Source organism: Halomonas halocynthiae DSM 14573 (assembly GCF_000425725.1).
Classification (GTDB): domain Bacteria; phylum Pseudomonadota; class Gammaproteobacteria; order Pseudomonadales; family Halomonadaceae; genus Halomonas; species Halomonas halocynthiae.
In genome coordinates this window covers 136,946-163,026 of the sequence record NZ_AUDZ01000014.1, presented here as the reverse complement: position 1 = coordinate 163,026, position 26,081 = coordinate 136,946, and the positions used below count along the sequence as shown (strand labels likewise).

The following is a 26,081-nucleotide window of genomic DNA, read 5'->3' as shown; positions in this document are numbered from 1 at the left end:
GCGCTAGCCTGGCTGTCACTATACGTTGTGTGCTGGCGTGTTAGAGTATGGTTTTCGTATACAATAGTTGCCTTGGTCCGCAACACTTAGACACAGGAATAAAAAAACAATGGCTATCGATCCTAAGCGTCCTCTCTACGTTCCCTATGCTGGGCCAGCACTACTTGAAATGCCGTTGCTCAATAAAGGCAGTGCTTTTACTGTTGAAGAGCGTCTAGAGTTCAATCTGGTTGGGTTGCTGCCGCAGACAGTTGAAACCATTGAAGAGCAACTGGAGCGCGTTTACCGCCAGTATCAGCAATGCCAGACGGCGCTTGACCGTCATATTTACTTGCGTGCCATTCAGGACGACAACGAGACGCTTTATTATCGGCTGGTTTCCCAGCATCTTGAAGAGATGCTGCCGGTTATCTATACACCGACGGTTGGCCAGGCCTGTGAGGAATTCTCGAATATTTACCGCAATCACCGTGGGCTGTTTATTTCCTATGCAGACCGAGAACGCATGGACGATATTCTGCACAGTGCCACCAAAGATAATGTAAAAGTGATTGTCGTAACTGATGGTGAGCGTATTTTGGGTCTAGGAGATCAGGGTATCGGGGGAATGGGAATCCCCATAGGCAAGCTGGCACTGTATACCGCCTGCGGTGGTATCAGCCCAGCGTATACATTGCCAATTACCTTGGATGTTGGAACCAATAATCAGACGCTGCTTGATGACCCGATGTATATGGGTTGGCGCCATCCGCGAGTGCCTCAGGAAGACTATGATGCGTTTGTGGATGAGTTCATTGCTGCCATTAAGCGACGCTGGCCGCGAGTACTGCTGCAGTTCGAGGACTTCGCTCAGGCCAATGCGATGCCGCTGCTTGAGCGCTACCGTGATGAGCTGTGCTGTTTTAATGATGATATTCAGGGTACTGCTGCAGTGTGTGTCGGCACATTGATGGCTGCGTGTCAGGCGCGTGGTGAAACGATGGCGAATCAGCGCGTGGTGTTTGTTGGCGCGGGTTCTGCGGGCTGTGGTATTGCTGAGCAGGTAGTGGTGGCGATGCAGGCGGAAGGCTTGACTGAGGCGCAAGCGCGAGAGCGTGTTTACATGGTCGACCGTGAAGGCCTGGTGACCAGTGAGCAGAGCTGGCTATATGATTTTCAGCGCAAGCTGGCCCATGCGCCTGAGCTGGTGAGTGACTGGGACGGCCAGACGCTTCTAGACGTTGTTAAGCAGGTCAAGCCCAGTGTCTTGCTTGGCGTATGTGGCCAGCACGGTATCTTTACTGAAGATGTCATTCGCACAATGCATGATGGCTGTGCATCCCCGCTGGTAATGCCGTTGTCTAATCCGACATCGCGTGCTGAAGCTATACCAGAGGATGTGATTCGTTGGACAGACGGTCAAGCAATGATCGCTACTGGTAGCCCCTTTGAGCCAGTGGAATATGACGGTAAATGTTACCCCATTGCTCAGTGCAATAACGCCTATATTTTCCCTGGTATTGGCCTTGGGGTGATTGCCTCCGGCGCGAGCCGAGTCACCGATGCTATGCTAATGTCGGCGTCTCGTGCATTGGCTCGAGAGGCACCGATTCTTAAGCCTGACGTGGCGGGTGGTGCACTGCTTCCACCGCTACAAGATATTCGAGCGCTGTCAGCATCGATTGCCTTTGAGGTTGCCGCTCAGGCTGAGCAGGAAGGAGTGGCACTCAAAACTAGTGGACATGAGTTGCGTGATGCTATTGAGCGCAACAGCTGGAAGCCAAGTTACCGGACTTATCGCCGCCGAGCATTCTAAGTAAGTGTTGTTGACGCGGCTGTAAAAAAACGCCCTGCCGATGGAGTCGACAGGGCGTTTTGTTGGTTAGGAGCAGGCTCAGACTCAGACAGCGCCAATCATCTTGCGCAGCACATAGTGCAGGATGCCGCCGTGACGGTAGTACTCCAGTTCGTTGGCGGTATCGATACGGCATAGCGCTTCGATACGCTGCTCTCCTTTATCACTCTTGATGAGCACTTTGACTTTGCCACCAGGCGTCAGTTTGGACAGCCCCTCGATGGAGACCTGTTCGTCGCCAGTCAGTCCTAGGCTCTTGCGGTTGTCACCATTCGTAAACTGTAGTGGCACGACACCCATGCCGATTAGGTTAGAACGGTGGATACGCTCGTAGGATTCGGCAATGATGGCACGCACGCCGAGTAATAGCGTACCTTTGGCGGCCCAGTCACGGCTTGAGCCGCTACCGTACTCCTTGCCGGCAATTACCACCAAGGGAGTATTTTCCTCTTTGTAACGCATGGCAGCGTCGTAAATCGCCATTTGTTCCCCAGAAGGGATGTGACGTGTTTCGCCACCTTCCACGTCATCAAGAATTTCATTTCTGATACGCACGTTGGCGAAAGTGCCGCGCATCATGACTTCATGGTTACCACGACGTGAACCGTAGCTATTGAAGTCAATTGGCTTGACGCCATGTTCTTGCAGGTAGCGCCCAGCGGGGCTGTCAGGTTTGATGGAGCCAGCCGGTGAGATATGGTCGGTGGTTACTGAGTCGCCCAACAGGGCAAGCACTCGAGCGTCTTTGACATCCTCTACGCTATCCGGCGTTTTCCCCATGCCAGTGAAAAATGGGGGGTGCTGGATATAGGTGGACTCGTCTGACCATTCGTAGACTTTACTATCGGGGACGTTAATGGCCTGCCAGGTCTCATCGCCGTCAAACACCTCGGCATATTCTTTGCGGAACATCTTGGTGTTGACCAGCTCGACGGCCTTAGCAACCTCAGCCTGGCTGGGCCAGATATCTTTTAGGTAAACCGGCTGGCCATCGTTGCCTATGCCAATAGGCTCATGGGTTAAATCCCGGCGCATATTGCCCGCCAACGCGTAAGCCACTACCAGCGGCGGTGACGCTAGCCAGTTCGTTTGGCTCAGTGGATGAATGCGGCCTTCGAAGTTGCGGTTGCCGGAAAGTACCGAGGCGACGGTTAAATCACCATCCACAATGGCCTTTTCGATGGGTTTAGCTAATGGGCCGGAGTTGCCGATGCAGGTGGTGCAACCATAACCCACTAGGTCAAAGCCCAGTTGGTTGAGGTCGTCTTGTAGGCCTGCGGCTGCTAGATAGTCGGTAACGACTTTGGAGCCTGGTGCCAGAGAGGTCTTGACCCATGGCTTGGTGGTTAGCCCTTTGTTGAGCGCGTTGCGTGCCAACAAGCCTGCAGCCATCATGACGCTGGGGTTGGATGTGTTGGTACATGAAGTAATCGCGGCGATCACCACGGCGCCGGGGTTTAGCTTGAATGTAGCGCCATTATCCAGGGTGACATCCTGGCTGGTAGGGCGCTCATAACTTTTCTCAACGCCGACGGCGGTTTGCCCTCCTTCAGAAAAAAGGCGACCTTTCTCTTCTGACGCCTCGTGTCTTACATCTGAGTCGGTTGTTTTGCTGTGGCTTTCGGCACCGTCGTTATTGAGAAGTTTTTCGAAGGTGGTTTGCATCTCTGACAGTGCGACACGGTCCTGGGGCCGTTTAGGGCCGGCAAGGCTGGCCTCAACATCGTTCATGTTTAAGTGCAGCACGTCGCTGAAAATTGGCTCAGCGCCGGGTTCACGCCATAGTCCTTGGGCCTTGGTATACGCCTCTACCAGTGCGACCTGCTCGTCATCTCGGCCAGTCAGTCGCAAGTAGGAAAGTGTTTCATCATCAACCGGGAAGAAACCACAGGTTGCCCCATACTCCGGCGACATGTTGGCGATGGTGGCACGGTCTGCCAATGGTAGGTCGTCGAGGCCGTCGCCATAGAACTCTACGAACTTACCTACCACGCCGTGGTTGCGCAGCATTTGAGTGACCGTCAGAACGAGGTCCGTGGCGGTAATGCCTTCGCGTAGTTTGCCCGTCAGTTTAAAACCAACCACCTCAGGAATCAGCATAGATACCGGTTGGCCGAGCATGGCGGCTTCGGCTTCAATGCCGCCCACGCCCCAGCCGAGCACGCCGAGGCCGTTGATCATGGTGGTATGGGAGTCGGTGCCAACCAGGGTGTCGGGGTAAGCGAATGTCTGGCCGTTTTCTTCCTTGGTCCATACCGTTTTTCCTAGGTATTCAAGGTTGACCTGGTGACAGATGCCCGTGCCTGGCGGTACGACACGAAAGTTGTCAAATGCCTGCTGGCCCCAGCGCAGGAACTCATAACGTTCACCATTACGCTGCATTTCAATGGCGACGTTCTCGCGAAAGGCGTTTTTACTGCCGAAGTGGTCGACCATGACGGAGTGGTCGATAACCAGGTCGACGGGTGACAGCGGATTGATGCATGAGGGGTCCTCACCGAGTGCTTCGACCGCTGCGCGCATAGAGGCTAGGTCGACGACGCCAGGTACGCCAGTGAAGTCTTGCATGAGTACTCTGGCGGGGCGATAGCCGATTTCTTGCGTGGAAGAGGCGTTTTCTTGCCAGTCGACCAGGGCCTGAAGGTCGGCGCGCTCAATGCTTTCTTCATCGATGTAGCGCAGTTGGTTTTCTAGCAGAATCTTCAGCGTCATGGGGAGCCGGTCGATATTGCCTAGCTGCTTGGCAGCCTTCGACAGGCTATGGTAGTGGTAATTTTTGCCTGATACCTCAAGTGTGTCGCGAGTATCTAGGTTGGATTCGGTGCTCATCGCCTTCCTCCTGTGCACGGGCATAACCAGCCTTTTCTAGGCTTGTATTTATTAGGTGGGTATATAAACGCTTTTTTCAAGCGGCGATTGCTGAGCGCTTCGGGTTTCTAAGAGGTTAGTAAAAACGTTTTTTCTTATTATATTGCTATGGAGCGGAGCGTTGAAATCTGTCTTGACGCGCCGTCTTGAAAAGCGAACCATCGCCCCCATCTCATACTGCAGGGCATGATATTGGTCGAGTAGCCGCGTTTACTTGCTGATGACCTTTACTATGCTGGAAAATATATCAATAGTTTTTATCTATGCATGCCATAGCTTTGAATGAGTGGTATGCAAGCGTTCACTGCTCTAGCCTAGTCAGCAGTAACGTGTTTTAGGGTTTACCCGTAGTGTCATGAATGACCACAAGGAGATTTGCATGAGCGTATTAGTTGGACGTCAAGCCCCTGACTTTGAAGCGGCTGCAGTTCTGGGCAATGGTGAAATTGTTGAGAACTACAAGCTGTCTGACAGCAACGGCAAGCCTCGTGTGCTGTTCTTCTGGCCGTTGGATTTCACCTTTGTTTGCCCGTCCGAAATTATTGCCCATGACAACCGTCTGGCGCAGTTCAAGGAGCTTGGCGTTGAGGTGATCGGCGTGTCTATCGACTCACAGTTTACTCACCATGCCTGGCGCAAAACTGCACCAGAAGATGGGGGGATCGGTGAAGTTGGCTTTGCCATGGTAGCTGACGTTAAGCATGAAATTACCCAGGCTTATGGCATCGAGCACCCAGAAGCAGGTGTTGCGCTGCGCGGTTCTTTCCTGATCGATGAGGATGGTGTTGTTCAGCATCAGGTCGTTAACAACCTGCCGCTGGGTCGTAACGTTGATGAAATGGTGCGTATGGTCAAAGCACTGCAGTTCCACCAGAAGCACGGTGAAGTGTGCCCTGCGGGTTGGGAAGAAGGTCAAGAAGGCATGAAGGATACTGCGGAAGGTGTGGCTCAGTACTTGGGTTCTCACTCCAAAGGTCTGTAAGAAAGCGCGTTAGGTAAGGTCTTAGAACGAAGCGTATGGGAAGCATTTTATTCGCCAAGCCCCCAAATGCAGTACGTTTCAAGCGAGATCACGAAGACGGCCTGTGGGCCGTCTTTTTTGTCGGTATGCTATTGGTAATATTTTCTCTATACCTAATATTGTGAGGTCATCATGAGTGATGTGCGCCACGAACGCTTGATTATTCTTGGCTCTGGGCCTGCTGGTTATAGTGCGGCAGTCTATGCGGCTCGGGCCAACCTCAAGCCATTGCTGATTACAGGCATGCAAATGGGCGGGCAGCTGACCACCACGACGGATGTGGACAACTGGCCGGGTGACGATGCCGGAGTACAAGGGCCTGAGTTGATGGAGCGCATGAAGCGGCATGCTGAGCGCTTCGATACCGAGGTGTTGTTCGACCATATCAATGAGGTTGAGCTAGGAGGCCCTCCCTTCGTCCTTAAGGGGGATAATGGCACTTATCGTTGTGATGCCCTGATTATCTCGACGGGCGCCAGTGCGCGTTACTTGGGGCTTGAGTCTGAGCAGCGCTTCATGGGGCAGGGCGTGTCGGCTTGCGCCACTTGCGATGGGTTTTTCTATCGCAATAAGGATGTGGTGGTGGTTGGTGGCGGTAATACCGCCGTGGAAGAGGCGCTTTATCTCTCGAATATCGCTTCCAAAGTCACGCTGGTGCATCGCCGCGACAGTCTGCGAGCTGAGAAAATCCTTCAGGACAAGCTGTTTGAGAAAGCTGAGAACGGTAATGTTGAACTGGTGTGGAACCACACGCTGGACGAAGTGCTGGGCGATGACAGCGGTGTAACAGGAGTACGACTTGCTTCAACCCAAGGGGAGGGGACTCGCGAGATTGTGGCACCTGGCGTATTTATCGCGATTGGGCATCACCCGAATACTGACCTCTTCGACGGTCAGCTTGAAATGACCAATGGCTATATCAAGGTCCGTTCAGGACTCGATGGAAATGCCACTGCCACCAGCGTGGCAGGCGTATTTGCTGCAGGTGATGTGATGGATCATGTTTATCGTCAGGCGGTTACGTCGGCAGGCACTGGGTGTATGGCAGCGCTTGATGCCGAACGTTACCTGGATGAATTGTAAATACTGTGACGCTACTGCCTGCTAACGCAGATGAAAAGTTAAAGCGCCCCTTGTGTTTTGGACAAGGGGCGCTTTGTGTATGACAGCAGAGAGTTTGATTGTCTCTGTTTAGAAAATTGCCTCGTAGGTGCCTGTGCCCTGAGAGCTACTTTCTTCTTCTATGGTTTTATTGACGCGGACGGGCTGCGTAGAAGGCAGAAAGTCTGCTCGGAATAGCTCTTGAATGCCCCCTCCTTGACCTTCTCGAAGCAGACGCCCAGTCGCTGCGTCAACACGGCGAGTGATGATACTGCTGGGGCGCTCTGGCATAGACTCAGGCTTACCTTCCAGTGCCTGGCCCATAAAGTCGACCCAGATGGGTAGCGCCGCTTGAGCGCCATACTCGGCAGTAGAAGAGTTGTCATCCTTACCGACCCAGACGGTAACAGCCAAGTCATTGTTGAAACCAGCAAACCAGGTGTCGCGCTGACCATTAGTCGTTCCTGTTTTGCCAACAATATCTTCGCGGTTTAACGGCAAAGCGCCGCGTGCGGTGCCACGCTCAACTACTTCACGCAACATGTCGCGTAACAGGTAGACAGCGCCTTCATCGGCAACGCGTGGTGCAATGCGATAGGATTTGCCATCAATGTCAACGGTTTCTTGGCCTTCAGGACAACTGCGGCATGCCACTTCAGGATTGGCTTCTTCCACTAAGTTGTGGTCTTCGCCCTGGGTGACGCGCTCAATAAACCAAGGTGTTACGCGGAAGCCTCCGTTGGCAAGAATTGCATAGCCTTGAGTCATTTCCAACGGTGTCAGGCTAGCACTGCCCAGTGCCAGAGATAGGCCATTTGGCAGCCGTGATTTGTCAAAACCGAAGTCGCCCAGAAAGTCGATAGTCTCGCTTAAGCCAAGGCTCTGCAGTAACCGGATAGTTACCAGGTTACGCGAACGAGCAAGCGCTACCCGCAGGCGTGTTGGTCCTAAGAAATCACGGCTGGAGTTGCTGGGCTTCCACAAATTACGGCTGCCATCGCGCAATACAATAGGCGCATCGTTGATTACGCTGGCCGGGGTCATCTCGCCACTGTTGAGGCCTGCTAAATAAATAAAGGGCTTGAAGATAGAGCCTGATTGGCGCAAGGCCTGGGTTGCTCGGTTGAATTTACTGGCGTTGAAATCAAATCCGGCTTGTAGCGCCAGAATGGCCCCTGTCTGCGGCTCGAGTACGACCAGAGAGCCTTGGGCGTCGGGTAACTGCGAAAGCCGCCAGCTTTCATCGTCGCGCTGCATGACGCGCACTAGGTCACCCGGCTTGGCAATGTCAGCTGCGTTGTTGGGTGAAGCACCGCGGCTACGAGCTGAGCGGTAGGGTCTAGCCCAGCTTAGCGCCTGCCAGTCCAGTGTTAGTAGTTGACCATCATGGATCATGACACGCATTTCACGGCCATTGTTTTCGACCACAATGGCTGGATAGAGTGGCCCAAGTTGCGGCGTGCGCTCTAAAACTTGTAGCCAATTGCTGACGTCACCGTCTACGCCGTCGATTTCAGTTTCGCTACGCTCAGCGGCACGCCGAGCCGTCTCGATAACCTCTGGAGATTCGTCGAGTTCTTCTTCAAGCCCGCGGCGCTCGGTGCGGTCCTGGGCTTCTGCTAGGCTGCGCGGAATGTCTTCTTCTTCAACGCCACGCCAGCCGTGACGGGTATCATAGGCAATCAACCCATTGGCTAGTGCGCGCTGAGCCATTGGCTGCAGGCGGCTATCTAGCGTGGTGTGAATATTGTAGCCGCCAGTGTATGCCCGCTCTTTGCCAAAACGGGTGACGGCAAACTGGCGTGCCATTTCTGCAACATAGTCGGCGTCCACTTCCAGTTGGACTTGATGGCGTTTTGCAGTGACTGGCTCCTGCACCGCTTCCTCATACTCAGCTTGGTCGATATGGCCCAGCTCTCGCATGCGAAAGAGAATCCAGTTACGGCGGATGAGTGCACGCTCAGCATTTGTCAGCGGGTTAAAGGCGGAAGGTGCCTTAGGCAGGCCGGCAATCATCGCCATTTCAGCCAAGCTGAGCTCACTTAGCTCACGGTCGTAATACACTTTGGCTGCAGCAGCAATACCATACGAACGGTGGCCCAGAAAAATCTTATTGACATAGAGTTCAAAGATTTTTTCTTTGCTCAATATCCGCTCCATCTGCAAAGACAGTAGGATTTCACGAATTTTACGCACATAAGTGCGATCCAGTGTCAGTAGATAGTTTCTGGCGACCTGCATGGTGATAGTGGAGCCACCTGACTGAATTGAGCCGGTGGCGCCAAGTTCTACGGCAGCTCTGGCTAACCCTTTGGGGTCTACGCCCTGGTGGTCAAAGTAGCTGGCATCTTCGGCAGCTAATAGCGCCTGAATCAGCTGGGGAGGTATCTCATCAAAGTCGACAGGCATGCGTCGTTCATCGCCGAACTCACCGATCAGCTTATCGTCACTGGTGTAGATGCGCAGTGGCGTCTGCAACTCATAGCTCTGCAGCTGGCGCACATCAGGCAGCCCGGGAATGAAATAGATGGCCGCCCCAGCGATTGCCAGACAGACGGCAAATAGACCAGCGAGTAGCAGCCAGAAAACAGAGCTAAATAGCGTTTTTATGAACTTCATGAATAAAGGTTACCCAGGCCGTAAGCAGAGGAGCCGATCAAACCATCATTACCGGTATCCGTGATTATAGGGAACTGTTGATACCTCGACCAGCGTCGATACTTTGCGACAGGTTAATGGTGTCAGATAGTGAGTTGTCATCTAGTCTCATATCAAGAGCTCAAAAGGATGCTGCGATGTATCGCTGTATCGTGCTGCTTGATAGTGCTGTTTGAGCCTAACGGATGTCTGGCATGCCACCAGAATTGCATAGGGACATGACGCAATGCGATTACATGGATCAGGTAATGGTTTGCTTGGGGTGGATATTACCTCATCTGCGGTTAGGTTGGTTGAGCTGAAACGCATGACCGATGGACACCAGCTCGCAAGCTGTGCTGTCTGTCCTCTGGCTGAAGGTGCTGTGGTCGAACGGCGCATCTCCCGTTCAGAAGAGGTCGCGCAGGTATTGAGCCAGGCTGTCAGGCAGGCGCAACCTGCGGCAAACCGTGTCGTTATTGCTTTGCCCTCTAGTGCCATCATTAGCAAGACAATTGAGTTGCCGCTGGCGCTTGATGATGAAGAAATAGAGGCGTTGGTTTTGCTTCAGGCTGAGCAACATTTTCCTTTTCCGCCCCATGATGTTGCCTTCGATTTTCAGCGTCTGGGAGCCGCTGCTCAGACTACGGAGCACCAAAAAGTGTTGTTGGTGGCATGTCGTCACCAAGATGTCAGTCAGTTGTCGGAGATTGTCACTCAAGCGGGGTTGGTCACAGCCGCAGTTGATGCTGAACCCTTTGTTATCGAGCGTGCGCTGGCCTTGCAATGTCAGCAATTGACGCCGACGTTGGTGACAAAAAAAGACGGCGTGGCTTTTGTCGATGTCGGCAGTCGCGGAAGTTCTTTCCATGTGTTTCATGACGGGCGAATGGCTTATAGCCGGCATATGACGCTGAGCAAGGCCGCTCCAGCCCCCCAGTTATTACAGAGCAAGATTACAGACAACGCTGTGCAAGGTAATCGTGCTTTTTATCATCATGACGCAGTGCCTTCAGGGTTAGAAGGGCATGGGAGCCATGTGCCCGCTGGCACTAGCGACAACATGGCAGAGGCAGTCTGTGACGATTTGGCAGAACAGATCGAGCGCGCGCAGCAGTTGTATTACACCACGCACAGTCAGGCAGAAATCAGCGGTATATTCCTGGCCGGTGACCCCAAGCTGTTAGCTAGGTTGGAAGTACGTCTTTCTGAGCTATGTTCTGCGAGCGTCATAATTGTTAACCCTTTTTCGGGGATGAGCATCAGTGAAAATATCGCTAAACCGTACTTACAGGCGCATTCGCCTGAGCTTCTGATTGCTTGTGGGTTAGCCGCTAAGGAGGGTGTATGACGATTGAAATCAACCTGTTACCTTGGCGTGAGAGGCACCGGCAGTATTGTAATCGACGTTTCAGGGTGGGTGTGTTGCTCGCTGTGAGCGTCGGCTTTTGTTTGGGTTTTTCCGTGTTTTTGTTTTATGGCCAAAAGCTTAGCGTTCAACAGCAGCGCCTGGACTACATTGCACAACAAGCTGCTGTGCTGGATAGAACGCTTGCCGATGTTGAGCAGTATGATGCGCATATTGCTCTTCGCCTACAGCAGTTGGCTGTGTTGCAGTCGTTAAAGCGCCAGCGTTTAGTCACGGTAGCGGTGCTAAATGCATTGGCGGCCAGCTTGCAGGACGATGTGCACTATTCTTCGTTGGAGCGCCAAGGGGAGCGGCTAACACTTTCTGCCGTTGCTCTTGGTGATAGTGGTGTATCAGGCCAGTTGCGCGCCTTAGGGGCAGAGCCGGTTTTCGCTGAACCGGAGTTCTCAGCGCTACAGGTGACTGCAGAAGGGCGGCACTTTACTTTAACGGTAGACCAGCAAATGCCTATGCCGGAGAGAGAACCATGAGCCTTTCCGGAGACGTTGGCCGTTTAAAACGAACGGCATGGCTGACGCTCGATCTTCGAGAGGCAGGTAGCTGGCCGTTACTCTTACAGGCTGCGTGTGGGTTGCTGTCAGCTTTGCTGGTATTTGTTGTTATTTATTGGAGTGTTGCTGCACCTAGAGCTGCGCGTTACGCAGAGGCTCAGCATCAGGAGCAGGTGGTATTGAATGACTACCATCGTAAGGCCGATAAGGCAGCACGGGTTGTTCGCTTACAAGCGCAAATGGGTGCACTGAAGCAGCAGCTTGATGCACTGGTAACAATGCTGCCGAGTGATGTGGATATTCCGCTATTACTTAATCGTATTAGCCAGGCTGGGCTGGCTAATCGCCTGCAGATTGACGCTGTTCGTAGGCGTCCAGATGTCGTGCATGCGTTCTACATTGAGCGGCCTTTCGATATCCAAGTGCGTGGTGACTATCATCGCATTGCTGCTTTTGTCGCCGCGCTGGCCAGTTTGCCTCAGATCGTGACACAGCATGATTTTACCCTTGAGCCACTACCTGAAAGCGGCTTGCTGAGCTTGTCTATGTCGGCGAAAACCTACAGCTATATATCTGACAATGAGAGGCTTGCATCAATCCGTGGTGACACCCGTGAAACAAGCCAATAAAGAGCGCGCTGGCCTGGTACCTGCGAGGCTTATGGCGTCGGTGAGCTTGATGTCGGTATTACTGTTTGGTGGCTGCTACGATGCTGACTTAAGCGAACTTCAGCGTAGTTTAGACGCACATGAAGTGGTTGTCGGTGACGCTGCTGTCCCCGTCGCTGCTACTGAGCCGGTGCTAGAAGCGACCGCTGTTTATCTCTTTGAGGGGGAGCGTAGCCCGTTTGAAATGCCCAGAGTCTCGTCTGGTGCTCGAAGAGCAGAGTATTCTGGGATAGCGCCCGACCATGGACGGCGTGCTGAGCCGCTGGAAGCGTTTGCTCTTACCGAGCTGATGTTGGTGGGCACGCTGATGTTTGATGGAAAATCATCAGCTTTAGTGCGAGATCCTGTTAACAGGGTGCATCGGTTATCAATTGGCTCGCATCTGGGCGCAGATTTTGGGCGTATCACAGAAATTACTCCCAGTGCCGTGCGGTTGGTTGAAACGGTTCCATCTGCTGGAGGCTGGGTTGAACGTGTTCGTATATTGACGCTGGGGGACTCAAGTAATCGATAAAGCAATAGTGTGCTGAACAGGAAGGTTCGGCGTTTACCGTCAGGATAACGCAGCATGCTGCGTGGGACAGGGAAGTCATGAAGACTAAGCGATATGTACCTTTGATCCTAGCGGCACTTCTTGTGAGTGGCGGGTTACCGGCTCAGTCAGTGCCGTTAGTGACGGCAGAGGGCGCTGACGAACCGGCTTATTCGGGAAAGCACATTTCTCTTAATTTTCAAGATATTGAAGTGCGTTCTGTGCTGGCTATTATTGCCGAGTTTACCGGATTGAATCTGGTGGCCAGCGATAGCGTGACGGGGCGTGTTACGCTGAATCTTGACGATGTTCCTTGGGATCAAGCTCTTGATTTGGTGTTGAAAAGCCATGGGCTGGCTAGCCGACAGAGAGGTAATGTGATTGTTGTGGCGCCTGCTTTGGAGCTTTCCCAGAGAGAAAGCCAGGCGTTGGTGACTCGGTCTCAGCAGCAGGCTTTAGTGCCTCTGCAAACACAGTACATTCCGATAAGGTATGCCAGAGCTGAGCAGCTAGCTAAGTTGGTACGTAGTGAGGGTGGCTTTGGTCTGCTTTCAGAGCGCGGACGTGTTGCGGTGGATGCAAGAACCAACACGCTGCTGGTTCAGGATACCTCTGAGCGTATTGGGTCGATTCTTCAGACGCTAACCCACCTTGATGTGCCGGTGCGGCAGGTGCAGATAGAAGCAAGAATTGTGATCGCTAGAGACTCGGCAGCTCGTGAGCTAGGTATTGATTGGGGCATGTCTAGTACCGGCGGCTTTGTTGATAGCGGAGACGGTCAGTACGCTAGGCGTGACCTCAACCCCAATGGTTTGAATCGCGCCATGGGAGGAATGTTTGTGGATCTTGGAGGCTCGGTAAGCCCGGGGACTGCACTGAGCTTTGGTTACTTGGCGGGGGATATCTTGCTGGATCTTGAGCTGCGTGCTCTGGAGAGTGAGGGGAAAAGTGAGACTATTTCACAGCCACGTGTGATAACGGCCAATCGGCGTAAGGCTGTTATTAAGCAGGGGACGGAAATACCGTATCAGGAATCTACGTCTAGCGGGGCAACCAGCACGGTTTTTAAAGAGGCGGTGTTATCACTGGAAGTGACGCCGCAGATTACCCCGGATGATCGCATCATTATGGACCTGGTGATTAATAACGATACCGTGGGCAAGCAAGCCTTCGATGGTACGCCAGCCATTGATACCAACCAGATCGAAACCCAAGTGCTAGTCGATAATGGTACGACCGTAGTGTTGGGGGGAATTTTGACTACCCAGCAGGTAGAGCGTTTGCTCAAAACCCCTGTGCTTGGTGATATTCCGATACTGAAGAATCTTTTTCGCTATACCGAGAACAGCAGCGATAAGGTAGAGTTGTTGGTATTCATTACGCCCAAAATACTGAATGACAATCTAACGGTTCGCAGATGACAGCAGCTTCCAACCTAATACTTGTAGGCCCCATGGGAGCCGGAAAGACAACGATCGGTCGCCTTCTGGCGGCCGAGTTGTCCTATGATTTTTTTGACACCGACCATGAAATACAAAGGCGTTGCGGGGCAGATATACCGTGGATTTTTGATGTTGAAGGCGAAGAAGGTTTTCGCCAGCGTGAGACCCAGATGATTTGTGAGCTATCAGCTCGCAGTGGTGCAGTAATTGCAACCGGTGGCGGTGCTGTGCTGCGCGAAGAAAATCGTCAATTATTGCGCGATGGCGGTATCGTTATTTATTTATGCATTACAGTTGAGCAGCAACTCAAACGTACTGCCCGAGACCGTAATCGTCCGCTGCTGCAGCGTCCTGACAAAGAGCAGGTGCTGCGGGAGATGTATCACCAGCGTGATCCGTTGTATCGGGCGACTGCCGACATTATTGTACGCAGCGAGCGTCGCGGACCGCGAAGTGTCGCCAGAAACATTGCGCGTCAGGTGAGGAATCTGACCGCCCCATTGAAGAGTAAGGCCTGAAACCATGAGCCAGTCCTCACAGATTGCTACAACCCTGCAAGTCTCACTTGAAGAGCGCAGTTATCCGATTCATATCGGTCCGGATTTGATTCGTCGTCCAGATAGTTTGGTGCCATATCTGGCGGGGCGCCAGGTGATGATTGTTAGTGATGACAATGTTGCACCGTTGTATTTGGCGTCGCTCATCTCTGCTCTGCCCGATGGGTTAGATGTGCGTGAGCTGGTTCTTCCTGCCGGTGAGCAGCATAAGACTCTGGCCTGTGTTGAGCGCATTTGGACCGCACTGCTAGAGGCGGGCTTTAATCGTCGTTGCACCTTGGTGGCGTTGGGCGGCGGCGTAGTCGGTGACATGGTGGGGTTTGCCGCAGCCTGTTACCAACGAGGAGTGGCGTTTATTCAAGTACCGACAACGCTGCTTGCCCAGGTAGACTCGTCGGTTGGCGGTAAGACGGGTGTTAATCACCCGCTGGGTAAGAACATGGTGGGCGCTTTCTGGCAGCCTCGGGCTGTGCTGATTGATACTAATAGTCTCTCTACGCTACCCGTGCGGGAACTGTCAGCTGGTTTAGCCGAAGTGATTAAATATGGGTTGATTCGGGATGAGCCTTTTCTCGCTTGGCTGGAAGAGCATATGGCAGCATTGCGAGCCCTTGATTCACATGCGTTGGTGTATGCCATTGAGCGCAGCTGTCGGCTGAAAGCGGAAATTGTAGCGGAAGACGAAACAGAGCAAGGCGTGCGAGCGCTACTCAACCTTGGGCACACTTTTGGTCATGCGATTGAGACCCACCAAGGGTATGGCAGTTGGTTACATGGTGAAGCGGTAGGTACGGGCATGATGATGGCGGCAGCGCTTTCTCATCACTTGGGCTGGATTGATGGCCACGATGTGACCAGGGTTGAGGCTGTTATTGCTTCCGCAGGGTTGCCGTTAGCTGCGCCAGCCGATATGGGGGTTGATGATTTTCTTGCGGTGATGCGTCTGGATAAGAAAAATCTCGATGACCGTTTGCGCCTGATTTTGCTAAAGCAACTGGGTGATGCCTGTGTGCACGATCAAACACCTGGCGACATACTGCATCAGCTGTTAAAAGACTTCCCTCGTAATGCATAGCAGCCTGAGCCATAAGAAGATGCGGTCGGTAACGCGATCTGAAAAGAACCTCCGCCGTTTGAGCTAATGTTATCGCGCTTAAGTTTTGAGATGCCTGCCGCGCTGTCGGTGGGCATTTTCGTTTGTGGGACGCAAAAAAATATCGCGCAAATATCACTATCGGTATAGTGTATGCGTAATTGGCATGCACCAAGGAGGTTGAGTGCATCGCTCATAACGAATTTATTTTTTGAGGCGTGTCCATGAATAAAGGTCTCCACCAGCCAGGCGAGTTTCGCGATAACTGCGGCTTTGGCCTGATCGCCCATATGCAGGGCGATGCCAGCCATGATCTGCTGCAGACCGCTATTGAGTCACTTACCTGCATGACCCACCGCGGTGGGATCGCCGCAGATGGCAAGACTGGTGACGGTTGCGGTCTGCTATTTAAAATGCCCGAGGCTTTCATTCGTGAGGTAGCTAAAGAGGCGTTAGGCGGCGAACTTGGTGAGCAATTTGCGGTAGGCGTGGTATTTCTGCCCGACAATGATGCTCGGGAAGCCCGTGCTATTGATGAGCTTGAGTCTCAGTTAGTTGCCCAAGGGCTGACTGTCCGAGGCTGGCGAGAAGTGCCGGTAGACCCTTCTGTCTGTGGTCCTATTGCGTTGGCATGTCTGCCAAGAATTCGTCAGGTTTTCGTCGAGCCAAACGGTAATGAGAAAAATTTTGATGTCGCCCTGTTTATGGCGCGCCGTCTGGCTGAGCAGGCGCTTAACGATGAACCTGAGTTCTATGTCTGCTCGTTATCTGCTGAGGTCATGTCCTATAAAGGCTTAGTGATGCCGGTGGATTTGCCTGCGTTCTATCGTGATTTGGGTGATCCGCGTCTGGCGACGGCTATTTGTGTTTTTCATCAGCGATTTTCCACCAATACCGCCCCACGCTGGCCGCTGGCTCAGCCATTCCGTCTGCTGGCGCACAATGGTGAGATTAATACCATTGAAGCTAACCGCAGTTGGGCTAATTCACGTAAGAAAAACTTTGTTAGTGAGCGTTTGCCTGATATGGCAAAGCTCGACGAGTTGGTTAACACCACGGGTTCTGATTCATCGAGCATGGATAACATGCTCGAGTTTCTGTTGATCGGTGGGATGGACCTGCACCGTGCCGTGCGTAGCATGATTCCTCCTGCCTGGCAGAATGTGGAGATCATGGACCCAGATCTGCGGGCTTTCTATGAGTTTAGCTCCATGCATATGGAGCCATGGGACGGCCCGGCAGGAGTGGTGCTGACCGACGGTCGTCAGGCGGTGTGTATGCTAGACCGCAACGGCCTGCGCCCGGCACGTTGGGTGATTACACGCAATGGCTACATTACGCTCGCCTCAGAAGTGGGGACTTACGATTATAAGCCTGAGGATGTTGTTGCCAAAGGGCGAGTAGGCCCTGGGCAGGTGCTGGCGGTGGATACACATACCGGTGAGCTATTGCACACGGCAGAGGTAGATCAGCGTGTGAAATCCGCTTACCCCTATAAGCGCTGGCTTAAGCAAGAAGCGAATTATCTGGAGTCTGCGCTGACCGAGCTTGCCCGCTTTGAAAGTATGCCTCAGAACGTATTCAACGAGCAGCAGAAGATGTTTATGGTCAGCTTTGAAGAGCGCGACCAAGTGCTGCGTCCGCTGGGTGAGAGTGGTCAGGAAGCGGTAGGTTCGATGGGTGACGATACCCCCATGGCTGTGCTGTCGCTTAAGTACCGAACGCTGACCGATTACTTCCGGCAAAAGTTTGCTCAGGTCACTAACCCCGCGATTGATCCGTTGCGTGAATCCATTGTGATGTCGTTGGAAACTTGCTGCGGCCCCGAGCTGAATGTCTTCCAGCCGACGCCTCAGCATGCCCATCGTTTGATTTTGACTACGCCGGTGCTATCCCCGCGTAAGTTTACAGCCTTGGTCTCTCAGCAGGATCCGGCGTTTGCTTGCCATACTTTATCATTGGGCCATGACCCAGAGCGCCAAGGCTTGAAAGACGCGATTCTCTCTTTGTGTCAGGACGCCGAGCAAGCCGCGCGTGCAGGTAAGGTAATTCTGGTGCTTTCAGATGCTGCGCTGCCTAAAGGGCAGATCCCTGTGCATGCAGCGCTGGCAGTCGGTGCCATCCATCACCATTTGGCGAAGTTGGCGTTGCGACCGCAGGTCAACTTGGTGGTAGAAACCGGTTATGCCCGAGATGCACATCAGATGGCAGTGCTGTTTGGGGTGGGGGCGACCGCCGTTTATCCGTGGCTGGCTTATCAGGTCATGGCGGACATGCACCGCACCGGCGAGCTTACGGGAAACCCGGCGGATGCGCGGGAGAACTATCGCAAAGGGTTGCAGAAAGGGCTGTATAAAATTCTGTCGAAAATGGGCATCTCGACCCTGGCATCGTATCGCGGTTCGCAGTTGTTTGAGGCTGTAGGCCTAGCTTCTGAGGTTGTCGACCTGTGCTTTACCGGTATGGCATCGCGCATTGAGGGTACGGGGTTTGCTCAGCTGCAGTGGCAGCAGGAGGCCGTTGCCAAGCATGCCTGGACGGCGCGTAAGGGTATTACTCAGGGCGGCCTGATGAAGTACGTTCACGGTCAGGAGTACCACGCGTTTAACCCGCAAGTGGTCAAGTCGCTTCAGGAAGCGGTACAAGAGCGCAGCTATGCCAAGTGGAAAGTGTTCGCAGGGCTAGTAAACGAACGGGCTCCAGCAACTCTGCGTGACTTGATGCGTTTGAAGCCTGCTGACGAGGCGTTATCGCTAGACGAAATTGAGCCAATTGAGTCGCTTCTCCTACGCTTCGACAGTGCGGGCATGTCACTGGGAGCGCTGTCACCAGAAGCCCATGAAGCACTGGCGCAGGCGATGAACGAAGCCGGTGGGCGGTCGAACTCTGGTGAAGGCGGTGAGGATCCCGTTCGTTACGGTTCCGTGCGTAACTCCAAGATTAAGCAGATTGCTTCAGGACGCTTTGGCGTTACACCGTCCTATCTTGTCAGCGCCGAAGTGCTGCAAATCAAAGTCGCCCAAGGTGCTAAGCCTGGTGAGGGTGGGCAGCTGCCGGGCGGCAAGGTCAATGCGCTGATTGCGCGGTTACGTCACGCAGTGCCGGGGGTTACGCTGATCTCCCCGCCGCCACATCACGATATCTACTCCATCGAGGATCTGGCCCAGTTGATCTTCGATCTCAAGCAGATCAACCCGGAGGCCCAGGTATCGGTCAAGCTGGTGTCTGAGCCAGGTATTGGCACTATCGCCACTGGGGTGGCCAAGGCCTATGCGGATTTGATTACGGTATCTGGCTATGACGGTGGTACGGCGGCTAGCCCTCTGACCTCGATCAAGCATGCAGGAAGCCCGTGGGAGCTGGGGTTGCCCGAGGTGCATCAGGCGCTACGTATCAACGGCCTGAGAGAGAAGATTCGCCTCCAGACGGACGGGGGCCTGAAAACCGGTCTCGATGTGGTTAAAGCGGCGATTCTAGGTGCCGAGAGCTTCGGCTTTGGTACTGCGCCGATGGTCGCGTTGGGCTGTAAATACCTGCGTATCTGCCATCTCAACAACTGCCCAACCGGCGTGGCCACTCAGAGCCAGCATCTGCGTGATGAGCACTTTCTTGGCACCGTAGACATGGTTAAGCATTACTTCCGGTTTATTGCCGAAGAGGTTCGTGAACTGATGGCGATGCTGGGAGTGCGTCAGCTGACCGAGTTGATTGGGCGTACTGACTTATTGGAAATTATCGAAGGAGCCACTGCCTCTCAGCGGCGTCTGGACCTGACTCCGTTACTGGCGAATGATCATGTGCCTGCTGATGCGCCACAGTTCTGTCAGATCAGCCGTAACACGCCGCATGATCCCGGCGCTAAGAACCTGGAAGTGCTTGAGGCGCTTGAGGCGGCGATTGAAACGCAGTCCGGCGGTGATTTTTGCTTTGCCATCACCAATTGTGATCGCAGTGTGGGCGCACGGGTTTCTGGTGTCATCGCTAAGCGTTATGGAGAGCAAGGGCTAGAGGATGCACCAATCAACTTGCGCTTTAAGGGGGTCGCTGGCCAGAGCTTTGGGGTGTGGAATGCCCGAGGTCTGAACATGTACCTTGAAGGCGATGCCAACGATTATGTCGGTAAAGGCATGAATGGCGGCAAGCTGGTGATTATGCCGCCAGCGGGCAGCAGCTTTGACACTCACCGTACCGCCATCATTGGCAATACGTGTCTGTATGGCGCGACGGGTGGCCAGCTGTTTGCTGCTGGCACAACCGGTGAGCGCTTTGCCGTGCGCAATTCAGGTGCCCATGCGGTAGTTGAAGGCGCGGGTGACCATTGCTGTGAGTACATGACAGGTGGCTTAGTCGCGGTACTTGGTGAAACGGGCAATAATTTCGCGGCTGGCATGACTGGAGGCTTTGCTTATGTGCTTGATGAGGATCGTACTTTTGTCGATAAAGTGAATCATGAGCTAGTCGGCATTCATCGCATTAATATTGAGTCCATGGAAGCTCATCGACGTCACCTGCGGGAGATCATTGAAGAATACGTGGTTGAAACCGGCTCATTACGTGGCCAGGCGATTCTCGAAGACTTCAGTGATTATGTGCGCCATTTTTGGCTGGTCAAACCCAAGGCCGCGAGCCTAGGTAGCCTGCTGGACCAGTCGCGGCATCAACCGGAATGAAGCGGCAAACCGCTGAGACAGTGAGTACGGCGAGGGAGGAATTGTCGATGTTCCGTTCAGTTATCAGTCAAGGAGCCAGCGCATGGCCAGTCGTCTGAGTAATGATTTTCAATTTATTGATGTAGGGCGCCAGGATCCGGTCAAGAAGCCGGCGCGTAGCCGCGCTCGCCAGTTTGCTGAAATTTATGAGCCTTACGAGCCCGAGTCGGCAGCGGCTCAGGCTCATCGTTGTCTTCATTGTGGCAACCCTTATTGCGAGTGGAAATGCCCCGTTCATAACTACATTCCCAACTGGTTACAGTTAGTTAGTGAGGGCAATATTCTTGAAGCTGCTGAGCTTTCGCACCAGACGAATTCTTTGCCCGAAGTGTGTGGGCGGGTGTGTCCCCAAGACCGGTTGTGCGAAGGCGACTGTACGCTCAATGATGGTTTTGGTGCGGTGACGATTGGCTCAATCGAAAAATATATCACCGATACGGCTTTTGCCATGGGGTGGCGGCCGGACATGAGCCAAGTGGTAAAGACAGGCAAGCGAGTTGCCATCGTTGGTGCCGGTCCCGCAGGGCTTGGTTGTGCTGACATTCTAGTGCGTAATGGTGTGACACCGGTGTTGTTTGACAAGCGCCCTCAGATTGGTGGCTTACTGACCTTTGGTATTCCCGAGTTCAAATTGGAAAAAACGGTGATGGAGCGCCGTTGCGCGGTGTTCAAAGAAATGGGTATGGAGTTTCATCTCGGCGTGGAGGTTGGGCGTGATATTGCTTTCGAGACGCTGCTTGAAGACTTTGATGCGGTATTCCTTGGGATGGGGACCTATACCGCCATGCAAGGTGGTTTCCCTGGGGAGGATTTGCCGGGAGTTCATAAAGCACTCGAATATTTAATTGCTAACGCGAATCACAGTCTGGGTATTGAGGCATCGCCAGAGGAGTATGTGTCGCTCAAAGGCCAGAAAGTGGTCGTGCTGGGTGGTGGAGATACCGCCATGGACTGCAACCGAACGGCGATTCGTCAAGGCGCTTCGGATGTGACCTGTGCTTATCGCCGTGACGAAGCCAACATGCCGGGCTCGCGGCGTGAAGTAAATAATGCCCGGGAGGAAGGTGTGGAGTTTCTGTTTAATCGTCAGCCAGTGGCGGTGGTGGGCGAGGGGCAGGTCGAAGGCGTTAAAGTGGTGCGTACGCGCCTTGGTGCGCCTGATAAAAACGGTCGTCAGCGTCCTGAAGTGGTGCCTGGTTCTGATGAGATCATTCCTGCCGATGCGGTAGTGATAGCCTTTGGCTTTCAGCCAAGCCCGGCACCCTGGTTTGAAACCTTCGACATTACTCTGGATGAGCGCGGGCTGGTTAACGCGCCGGAGCAGGGTAACTTCGCTTTTCAAACCACCAACGAGAAGGTGTTTGCTGGTGGCGACATGGTGCGCGGCTCTGATTTGGTCGTCACTGCGATTCATGAAGGTCGTCAGGCGGCGGAAGGAATTCTCGACTACTTAGGTGTGTGATTGTCGATATTTTGATTTTTTGAGATTCGCTCGCGCGCGCTCAGGGCTTGGGCGCAGGTGATTATGCCTGCGCCGTTGGCCGGAAAATTGAGCCGTTACCATGGCGATCAAAATTGAGCCTAAGGTCGTAGCCTGCTATCCTGTCTTCCCATCCTGGCGCGGCTTTCTGCTGAGCCTACCGATCATGTTTCGACAGGTTCCCAATGACACGATATATCTTCGTGACCGGCGGCGTTGTGTCCTCTCTTGGCAAGGGCATTGCATCGGCATCGCTGGCGGCGATTCTCGAGGCTCGCGGCCTCAAGGTCACCATGCTCAAACTCGACCCATACATTAATGTGGACCCGGGTACCATGAGTCCCTTTCAGCACGGTGAAGTATTTGTCACCGAAGATGGTGCTGAAACGGATCTTGATCTTGGCCACTACGAGCGCTTTATCCGCACTCGTATGACTCAGCGTAATAATTTCACCACTGGCCGTGTTTATGAGCATGTGCTGCGACGCGAGCGCCGTGGTGACTACCTGGGCGGTACTGTGCAGGTGATTCCACATATTACCGATGAAATAAAACGTCGGGTGTATGAGGGTGGCGAAGGGTTTGATGTCGCACTGGTGGAAATTGGCGGCACGGTGGGTGATATCGAATCGCTGCCGTTTTTGGAGTCAATCCGTCAAATCAGAACGGAGTTAGGTGCTAGTCGTGCGCTCTTCATGCACCTGACATTGGTGCCCTATATCAAGACCGCTGGTGAAACCAAGACCAAACCGACTCAGCATAGCGTCAAGGAATTACGTACTATCGGGATTCAGCCCGATATCTTGATCTGTCGCAGTGAAGTGGAGCTGGAGGCAACGGAGCGGCGCAAAATCGCGCTGTTTACCAACGTTGAAGAACGCGCAGTGGTGCCGTTGTGTGATGCTGACACCATCTACCGCATTCCGCTAATGCTTCATGAGCAGGGCTTGGATGAAATCGTCTGTGAGAAACTGCGCTTAGAGGCAGAACCCGCCGACCTGAACGAATGGGTACATGTGCTGGATGCCAAGCTTAACCCGCTTAAATCGATCAATATCGCCATGGTCGGTAAATACATGGAGTTGCTCGACGCCTATAAGTCGCTGAACGAGGCGTTGACCCACGCTGGTATTCAGACACGGGTAAAAGTGAATATTGAGTATGTCGATTCTGAAGATATCGAGCATCACGGTCCAAGCCGTCTGGCCGATAAGGACGCGATTTTAGTACCTGGCGGGTTTGGCGAGCGCGGCGTGGAAGGCAAAATTGCCGCTGCGCGCTTCGCGCGTGAGAACAGGATTCCGTATCTGGGGATTTGTCTTGGTATGCAGGTGGCGGTGATCGAATTCGCCAGAAATATTATGGGCTGGGAAGATGCCAGTTCTACCGAATTTACGCATGGCACTCTGCACCCTGTTGTTGGCCTGATTACCGAGTGGATCAGCCCAGAAGGGAAAATCGAGCTGCGCGATGAGGCGTCAGACCTAGGTGGTACTATGCGCCTGGGTGGCCAAGTATGCCGCCTGACGTCGGGCTCAAAAGCCCGTGAAGCCTATGGTAGCGATGAAATTATTGAGCGTCATCGCCACCGCTACGAAGTTAACAACCAGTTTGTTGATGAGCTGCAAAAGGCTGGCTTGGTGGTGTCCGGGCGTAGTGCTGACAACTCGCTAGTGGAAATGGTCGAGCTGCCCGATCACCCATGGTATTTAGCTTGCCAGTTCCACCCTGAGTTTACATCGACACCAAGAGATGGCCACCCACTGTTTACTGGCTTTATCAATGCGGCGCTTGAGCGTAAAGCCGTACGTAGCCGCGCTCATGCGAGCCCGCAGGAGTAACGTTAATGACAGCTGGTCGTACTATTGAGTTTTCCGGTATTCGGGTGGGTAATTCGCTGCCGCTGGTGCTGTTTGGTGGTATGAATGTGCTTGAGTCACATGCGTTGGCGCTTGAAGTCGCTCAACAGTATGTTGAGGTGACAACGAAGCTTGGCATGCCTTATGTATTTAAAGCCAGCTTTGACAAAGCCAATCGCAGCTCGATGCATTCTTATCGTGGCCCTGGGCTAGACCAAGGGCTCGAAATACTTGCCGACATTAAGTCGCGTTTTGGCGTGCCGATTATTACTGATGTGCATGAGCCTGCTCAGGCGGCGGCGGCAGCTGAAGTGGCGGATGTGATCCAGCTGCCGGCTTTTCTGGCTCGTCAGACTGACTTGGTCGTAGCGATGGCTCAGACCGGTGCGGTCATTAATATCAAGAAACCGCAGTTCCTGGCGCCTCATGAGATGCGCCATATATTGCGTAAGTTTGAGGAGGCGGGGAATTCTCGTTTATTGCTGTGCGAGCGAGGCTCAAGCTTTGGTTATAACAATTTGATTGTTGATATGCTCGGGTTTGGCGACATGAAGCAAACAGGCTATCCACTATTATTTGATGTCACGCACGCTTTGCAGCGCCCAGGTGGTCGTGCCGACAGTGCAGATGGGCGTCGTGAGCAAGTTGCAGAGCTTGCTCGTGCTGGAGTGGCGGTGGGGCTGGCCGGGCTGTTTCTGGAAGCTCACCCAGACCCTGATAGTGCTAAATGCGATGGGCCCTGCGCTCTGCCGCTGGATAAGCTTGAGCCGTTTCTGGCTCAGCTCAAAAGTATTGATGTGCTGGTAAAAAGTTTTTCGCCTCTCGAAATTTCGTGATGGTGGCTCAGATTTTTGCTTAGTAACTGTTAAGGACGCTGAAAATGACGAAAATCGTTGATATTCGTGCTCTCGAAGTGCTGGATTCTCGCGGTAACCCGACCATCCAGGCAGAGGTGAGGCTGGAGAGTGGGGCGCGCGGTGCGGCCTGCGCTCCAAGCGGTGCGTCTACGGGCTCTCGTGAGGCGCTAGAACTGCGCGATGGCGATAAGTCACGCTACTTGGGCAAAGGCGTACTTAAGGCGGTAGACGCAGTTAATACCAAGATCCGTGAATGTTTGCTGGGTATGGATGCGCGGAATCAGCGCGGGCTAGATGAGGCAATGTGCGCGCTGGATGGTACGGATAACAAGGAAGTGTTGGGTGCGAACGCTATTCTTGCTGTCTCGCTGGCTGCTGCACACGCGGCGGCTCAGGCAAAAGGCATGCCGCTTTATGCACATATTGCAGAGCTTTATGGCAAGCCGGGTGAATACCTGATGCCGGTGCCGATGATGAATATCATCAACGGCGGTGAGCATGCTGACAACAACGTAGATATTCAGGAATTCATGGTGCAGCCGGTGGGCGCAGAGAACTTCAGTGAAGGTCTGCGTATGGGGGCTGAGATTTTTCATGCCTTGAAAAAGGTGTTGTCAGATCGCGGGCTCTCTACTTCGGTAGGTGATGAAGGCGGGTTTGCGCCGAACTTATCCTCTAATGCCGAAGCGTTGGCGGTAATCAAGCAGGCGGTGTCTGATGCTGGCTATGTGCTGGATCGTGACGTGACTCTCGCTTTGGACTGTGCCTCGAGTGAGTTCTACAAAGATGGCCGCTACTCGCTATCCGGTGAAAGCAAAGATTTCGATTCTGCTGGCTTTACTGAATACCTTGCTGGACTGTGCGAAGAATACCCGATTGTTTCTATTGAAGATGGTATGGATGAGTCTGATTGGGACGGCTGGAAAGCGCTGACCAATAAGCTGGGTGATCGTGTGCAGCTGGTGGGTGATGACTTGTTCGTGACCAACACGCGCATCCTTAAGCGTGGTGTTGATGAGGGTATTGGTAACTCTATTTTGATCAAGTTTAATCAGATCGGCTCGTTGTCTGAGACGCTGGATGCGATTCAGATGGCTCAAGATGCTGGCTTTACGGCGGTCATTTCGCATCGCTCCGGGGAGACTGAAGACACCACGATCGCAGACCTGGCGGTAGGGACATCTGCCGGCCAGATCAAGACTGGCTCGTTGTGTCGCAGTGATCGCGTAGCTAAGTATAACCGCTTGCTGGCAATTGAAAGCGAACTAGGTGAGCGTGGAGGCTATCCTGGTCGTTGCGCGATCAAGGGGCAGTAATACGACTCATATCCCTTGACTCCTGAGGCATGTGTACATTGTTCATTGTTGCTGCCTGTCATATCGCGTCGACAGCTGCAACAATGATAAGTGGCAGATAAGTCGTTATGGCCATCTGCAACCATAGTACGGTGTGCAAGATAGTACGGTGCGCTCAGTGTGACAGGATGTTGGTTCTGAGCAGGAA

The 26,081-nt window shown here is 53.4% G+C and carries 17 protein-coding genes; 15 read left to right on the top strand and 2 right to left on the bottom strand.

Translation table 11 applies throughout. From position 1 onward, the window contains the following. Nucleotides 1-109: 109 nt before the first annotated feature. A complete protein-coding gene (locus H616_RS0102660) occupies nucleotides 110-1,795 on the top strand; it encodes an NAD-dependent malic enzyme (RefSeq protein ID WP_027965970.1) in 1,686 nt (561 codons plus the stop codon). 84 nt (nucleotides 1,796-1,879) lie between these two features. Here H616_RS0102660 and acnA read toward each other — a convergent pair whose 3' ends face one another. Further along, the gene (gene acnA / locus H616_RS0102655) at nucleotides 1,880-4,663 is read right to left on the bottom strand and encodes an aconitate hydratase AcnA (protein ID WP_027965969.1); all 2,784 of its coding nucleotides are present in this window, start codon (nucleotides 4,661-4,663) and stop codon (nucleotides 1,880-1,882) included. A 418-nt stretch (nucleotides 4,664-5,081) separates the two neighbouring features. Here acnA and H616_RS0102650 point away from each other — a divergent pair, with 418 nt between their 5' ends. Further along, nucleotides 5,082-5,684 carry a peroxiredoxin gene (locus H616_RS0102650; RefSeq protein WP_027965968.1) on the top strand — a complete coding sequence of 201 codons (603 nt, stop codon included), beginning with the start codon at nucleotides 5,082-5,084 and terminating at the stop codon, nucleotides 5,682-5,684. Between the two features lie 171 nt (nucleotides 5,685-5,855). Continuing rightward, nucleotides 5,856-6,806: a thioredoxin-disulfide reductase gene (trxB, locus tag H616_RS0102645; protein WP_027965967.1), complete on the top strand. Its 951-nt coding sequence runs from the start codon at nucleotides 5,856-5,858 to the stop codon at nucleotides 6,804-6,806. Nucleotides 6,807-6,914: 108 nt separating this feature from the next. Here the strand turns inward: trxB and H616_RS0102640 are convergent, their stop codons facing one another. Continuing rightward, entirely contained in the window at nucleotides 6,915-9,443 is a 2,529-nt protein-coding gene (locus H616_RS0102640; RefSeq protein ID WP_027965966.1) for a penicillin-binding protein 1A, read from the bottom strand. Between the two features lie 265 nt (nucleotides 9,444-9,708). Between H616_RS0102640 and pilM the strand changes: the two genes are divergently transcribed. The 12 genes from pilM to eno all read left to right on the top strand — a co-directional run bounded on the left by pilM (nucleotide 9,709) and on the right by eno (nucleotide 25,894). After that, entirely contained in the window at nucleotides 9,709-10,812 is a 1,104-nt protein-coding gene (pilM, locus tag H616_RS0102635) for a type IV pilus biogenesis protein PilM (RefSeq protein ID WP_027965965.1), read from the top strand. Further along, nucleotides 10,809-11,360: a PilN domain-containing protein gene (locus H616_RS0102630; protein ID WP_027965964.1), complete on the top strand. Its 552-nt coding sequence runs from the start codon at nucleotides 10,809-10,811 to the stop codon at nucleotides 11,358-11,360. Before pilM ends, H616_RS0102630 begins: the two co-directional genes overlap by 4 nt. After that, nucleotides 11,357-12,010: a type IV pilus inner membrane component PilO gene (locus H616_RS0102625; protein ID WP_027965963.1), complete on the top strand. Its 654-nt coding sequence runs from the start codon at nucleotides 11,357-11,359 to the stop codon at nucleotides 12,008-12,010. Before H616_RS0102630 ends, H616_RS0102625 begins: the two co-directional genes overlap by 4 nt. Then, complete coding sequence (locus H616_RS15185) at nucleotides 11,994-12,563, top strand: pilus assembly protein PilP (RefSeq protein WP_051233916.1); 570 nt, start codon at nucleotides 11,994-11,996, stop codon at nucleotides 12,561-12,563. Before H616_RS0102625 ends, H616_RS15185 begins: the two co-directional genes overlap by 17 nt. A gap of 77 nt (nucleotides 12,564-12,640) precedes the next feature. Then, nucleotides 12,641-14,002, top strand: a complete 1,362-nt coding sequence (locus H616_RS14060; RefSeq protein WP_084155670.1) for a type IV pilus secretin PilQ — start codon at nucleotides 12,641-12,643, stop codon at nucleotides 14,000-14,002. Further along, complete coding sequence (gene aroK / locus H616_RS0102610) at nucleotides 13,999-14,541, top strand: shikimate kinase AroK (RefSeq protein WP_027965962.1); 543 nt, start codon at nucleotides 13,999-14,001, stop codon at nucleotides 14,539-14,541. Before H616_RS14060 ends, aroK begins: the two co-directional genes overlap by 4 nt. A 4-nt stretch (nucleotides 14,542-14,545) precedes the next feature. After that, complete coding sequence (gene aroB / locus H616_RS0102605) at nucleotides 14,546-15,655, top strand: 3-dehydroquinate synthase (protein ID WP_027965961.1); 1,110 nt, start codon at nucleotides 14,546-14,548, stop codon at nucleotides 15,653-15,655. A 242-nt stretch (nucleotides 15,656-15,897) separates the two neighbouring features. Beyond that, on the top strand, nucleotides 15,898-20,343 hold the full coding sequence (gene gltB / locus H616_RS0102600) for a glutamate synthase large subunit (RefSeq protein WP_027965960.1): 4,446 nt from the start codon (nucleotides 15,898-15,900) through the stop codon (nucleotides 20,341-20,343). 82 nt (nucleotides 20,344-20,425) lie between these two features. Next, nucleotides 20,426-21,844: an FAD-dependent oxidoreductase gene (locus tag H616_RS0102595; protein ID WP_027965959.1), complete on the top strand. Its 1,419-nt coding sequence runs from the start codon at nucleotides 20,426-20,428 to the stop codon at nucleotides 21,842-21,844. Nucleotides 21,845-22,047: 203 nt separating this feature from the next. Continuing rightward, nucleotides 22,048-23,703: a CTP synthase gene (locus H616_RS0102590; protein ID WP_027965958.1), complete on the top strand. Its 1,656-nt coding sequence runs from the start codon at nucleotides 22,048-22,050 to the stop codon at nucleotides 23,701-23,703. Nucleotides 23,704-23,708: 5 nt separating this feature from the next. Continuing rightward, complete coding sequence (gene kdsA / locus H616_RS0102585) at nucleotides 23,709-24,557, top strand: 3-deoxy-8-phosphooctulonate synthase (protein WP_027965957.1); 849 nt, start codon at nucleotides 23,709-23,711, stop codon at nucleotides 24,555-24,557. Between the two features lie 44 nt (nucleotides 24,558-24,601). Continuing rightward, nucleotides 24,602-25,894 carry a phosphopyruvate hydratase gene (eno, locus tag H616_RS0102580; RefSeq protein WP_027965956.1) on the top strand — a complete coding sequence of 431 codons (1,293 nt, stop codon included), beginning with the start codon at nucleotides 24,602-24,604 and terminating at the stop codon, nucleotides 25,892-25,894. The last annotated feature ends 187 nt before the right edge of the window (nucleotides 25,895-26,081 follow it).

Excerpts from the sequence above, each read along its gene's own strand:
- H616_RS0102660 (WP_027965970.1), top strand. The coding sequence starts at position 110 with ATGGCTATCGATCCTAAGCGTCCTCTCTACGTTCCCTATGCTGGGCCA.
- acnA (WP_027965969.1), bottom strand. The coding sequence starts at position 4,663 with ATGAGCACCGAATCCAACCTAGATACTCGCGACACACTTGAGGTATCA.
- H616_RS0102650 (WP_027965968.1), top strand. The coding sequence starts at position 5,082 with ATGAGCGTATTAGTTGGACGTCAAGCCCCTGACTTTGAAGCGGCTGCA.
- trxB (WP_027965967.1), top strand. The coding sequence starts at position 5,856 with ATGAGTGATGTGCGCCACGAACGCTTGATTATTCTTGGCTCTGGGCCT.
- H616_RS0102640 (WP_027965966.1), bottom strand. The coding sequence starts at position 9,443 with ATGAAGTTCATAAAAACGCTATTTAGCTCTGTTTTCTGGCTGCTACTC.
- pilM (WP_027965965.1), top strand. The coding sequence starts at position 9,709 with ATGCGATTACATGGATCAGGTAATGGTTTGCTTGGGGTGGATATTACC.
- H616_RS0102630 (WP_027965964.1), top strand. The coding sequence starts at position 10,809 with ATGACGATTGAAATCAACCTGTTACCTTGGCGTGAGAGGCACCGGCAG.
- H616_RS0102625 (WP_027965963.1), top strand. The coding sequence starts at position 11,357 with ATGAGCCTTTCCGGAGACGTTGGCCGTTTAAAACGAACGGCATGGCTG.
- H616_RS14060 (WP_084155670.1), top strand. The coding sequence starts at position 12,641 with ATGAAGACTAAGCGATATGTACCTTTGATCCTAGCGGCACTTCTTGTG.
- aroK (WP_027965962.1), top strand. The coding sequence starts at position 13,999 with ATGACAGCAGCTTCCAACCTAATACTTGTAGGCCCCATGGGAGCCGGA.
- aroB (WP_027965961.1), top strand. The coding sequence starts at position 14,546 with ATGAGCCAGTCCTCACAGATTGCTACAACCCTGCAAGTCTCACTTGAA.
- gltB (WP_027965960.1), top strand. The coding sequence starts at position 15,898 with ATGAATAAAGGTCTCCACCAGCCAGGCGAGTTTCGCGATAACTGCGGC.
- H616_RS0102595 (WP_027965959.1), top strand. The coding sequence starts at position 20,426 with ATGGCCAGTCGTCTGAGTAATGATTTTCAATTTATTGATGTAGGGCGC.
- H616_RS0102590 (WP_027965958.1), top strand. The coding sequence starts at position 22,048 with ATGACACGATATATCTTCGTGACCGGCGGCGTTGTGTCCTCTCTTGGC.
- kdsA (WP_027965957.1), top strand. The coding sequence starts at position 23,709 with ATGACAGCTGGTCGTACTATTGAGTTTTCCGGTATTCGGGTGGGTAAT.
- eno (WP_027965956.1), top strand. The coding sequence starts at position 24,602 with ATGACGAAAATCGTTGATATTCGTGCTCTCGAAGTGCTGGATTCTCGC.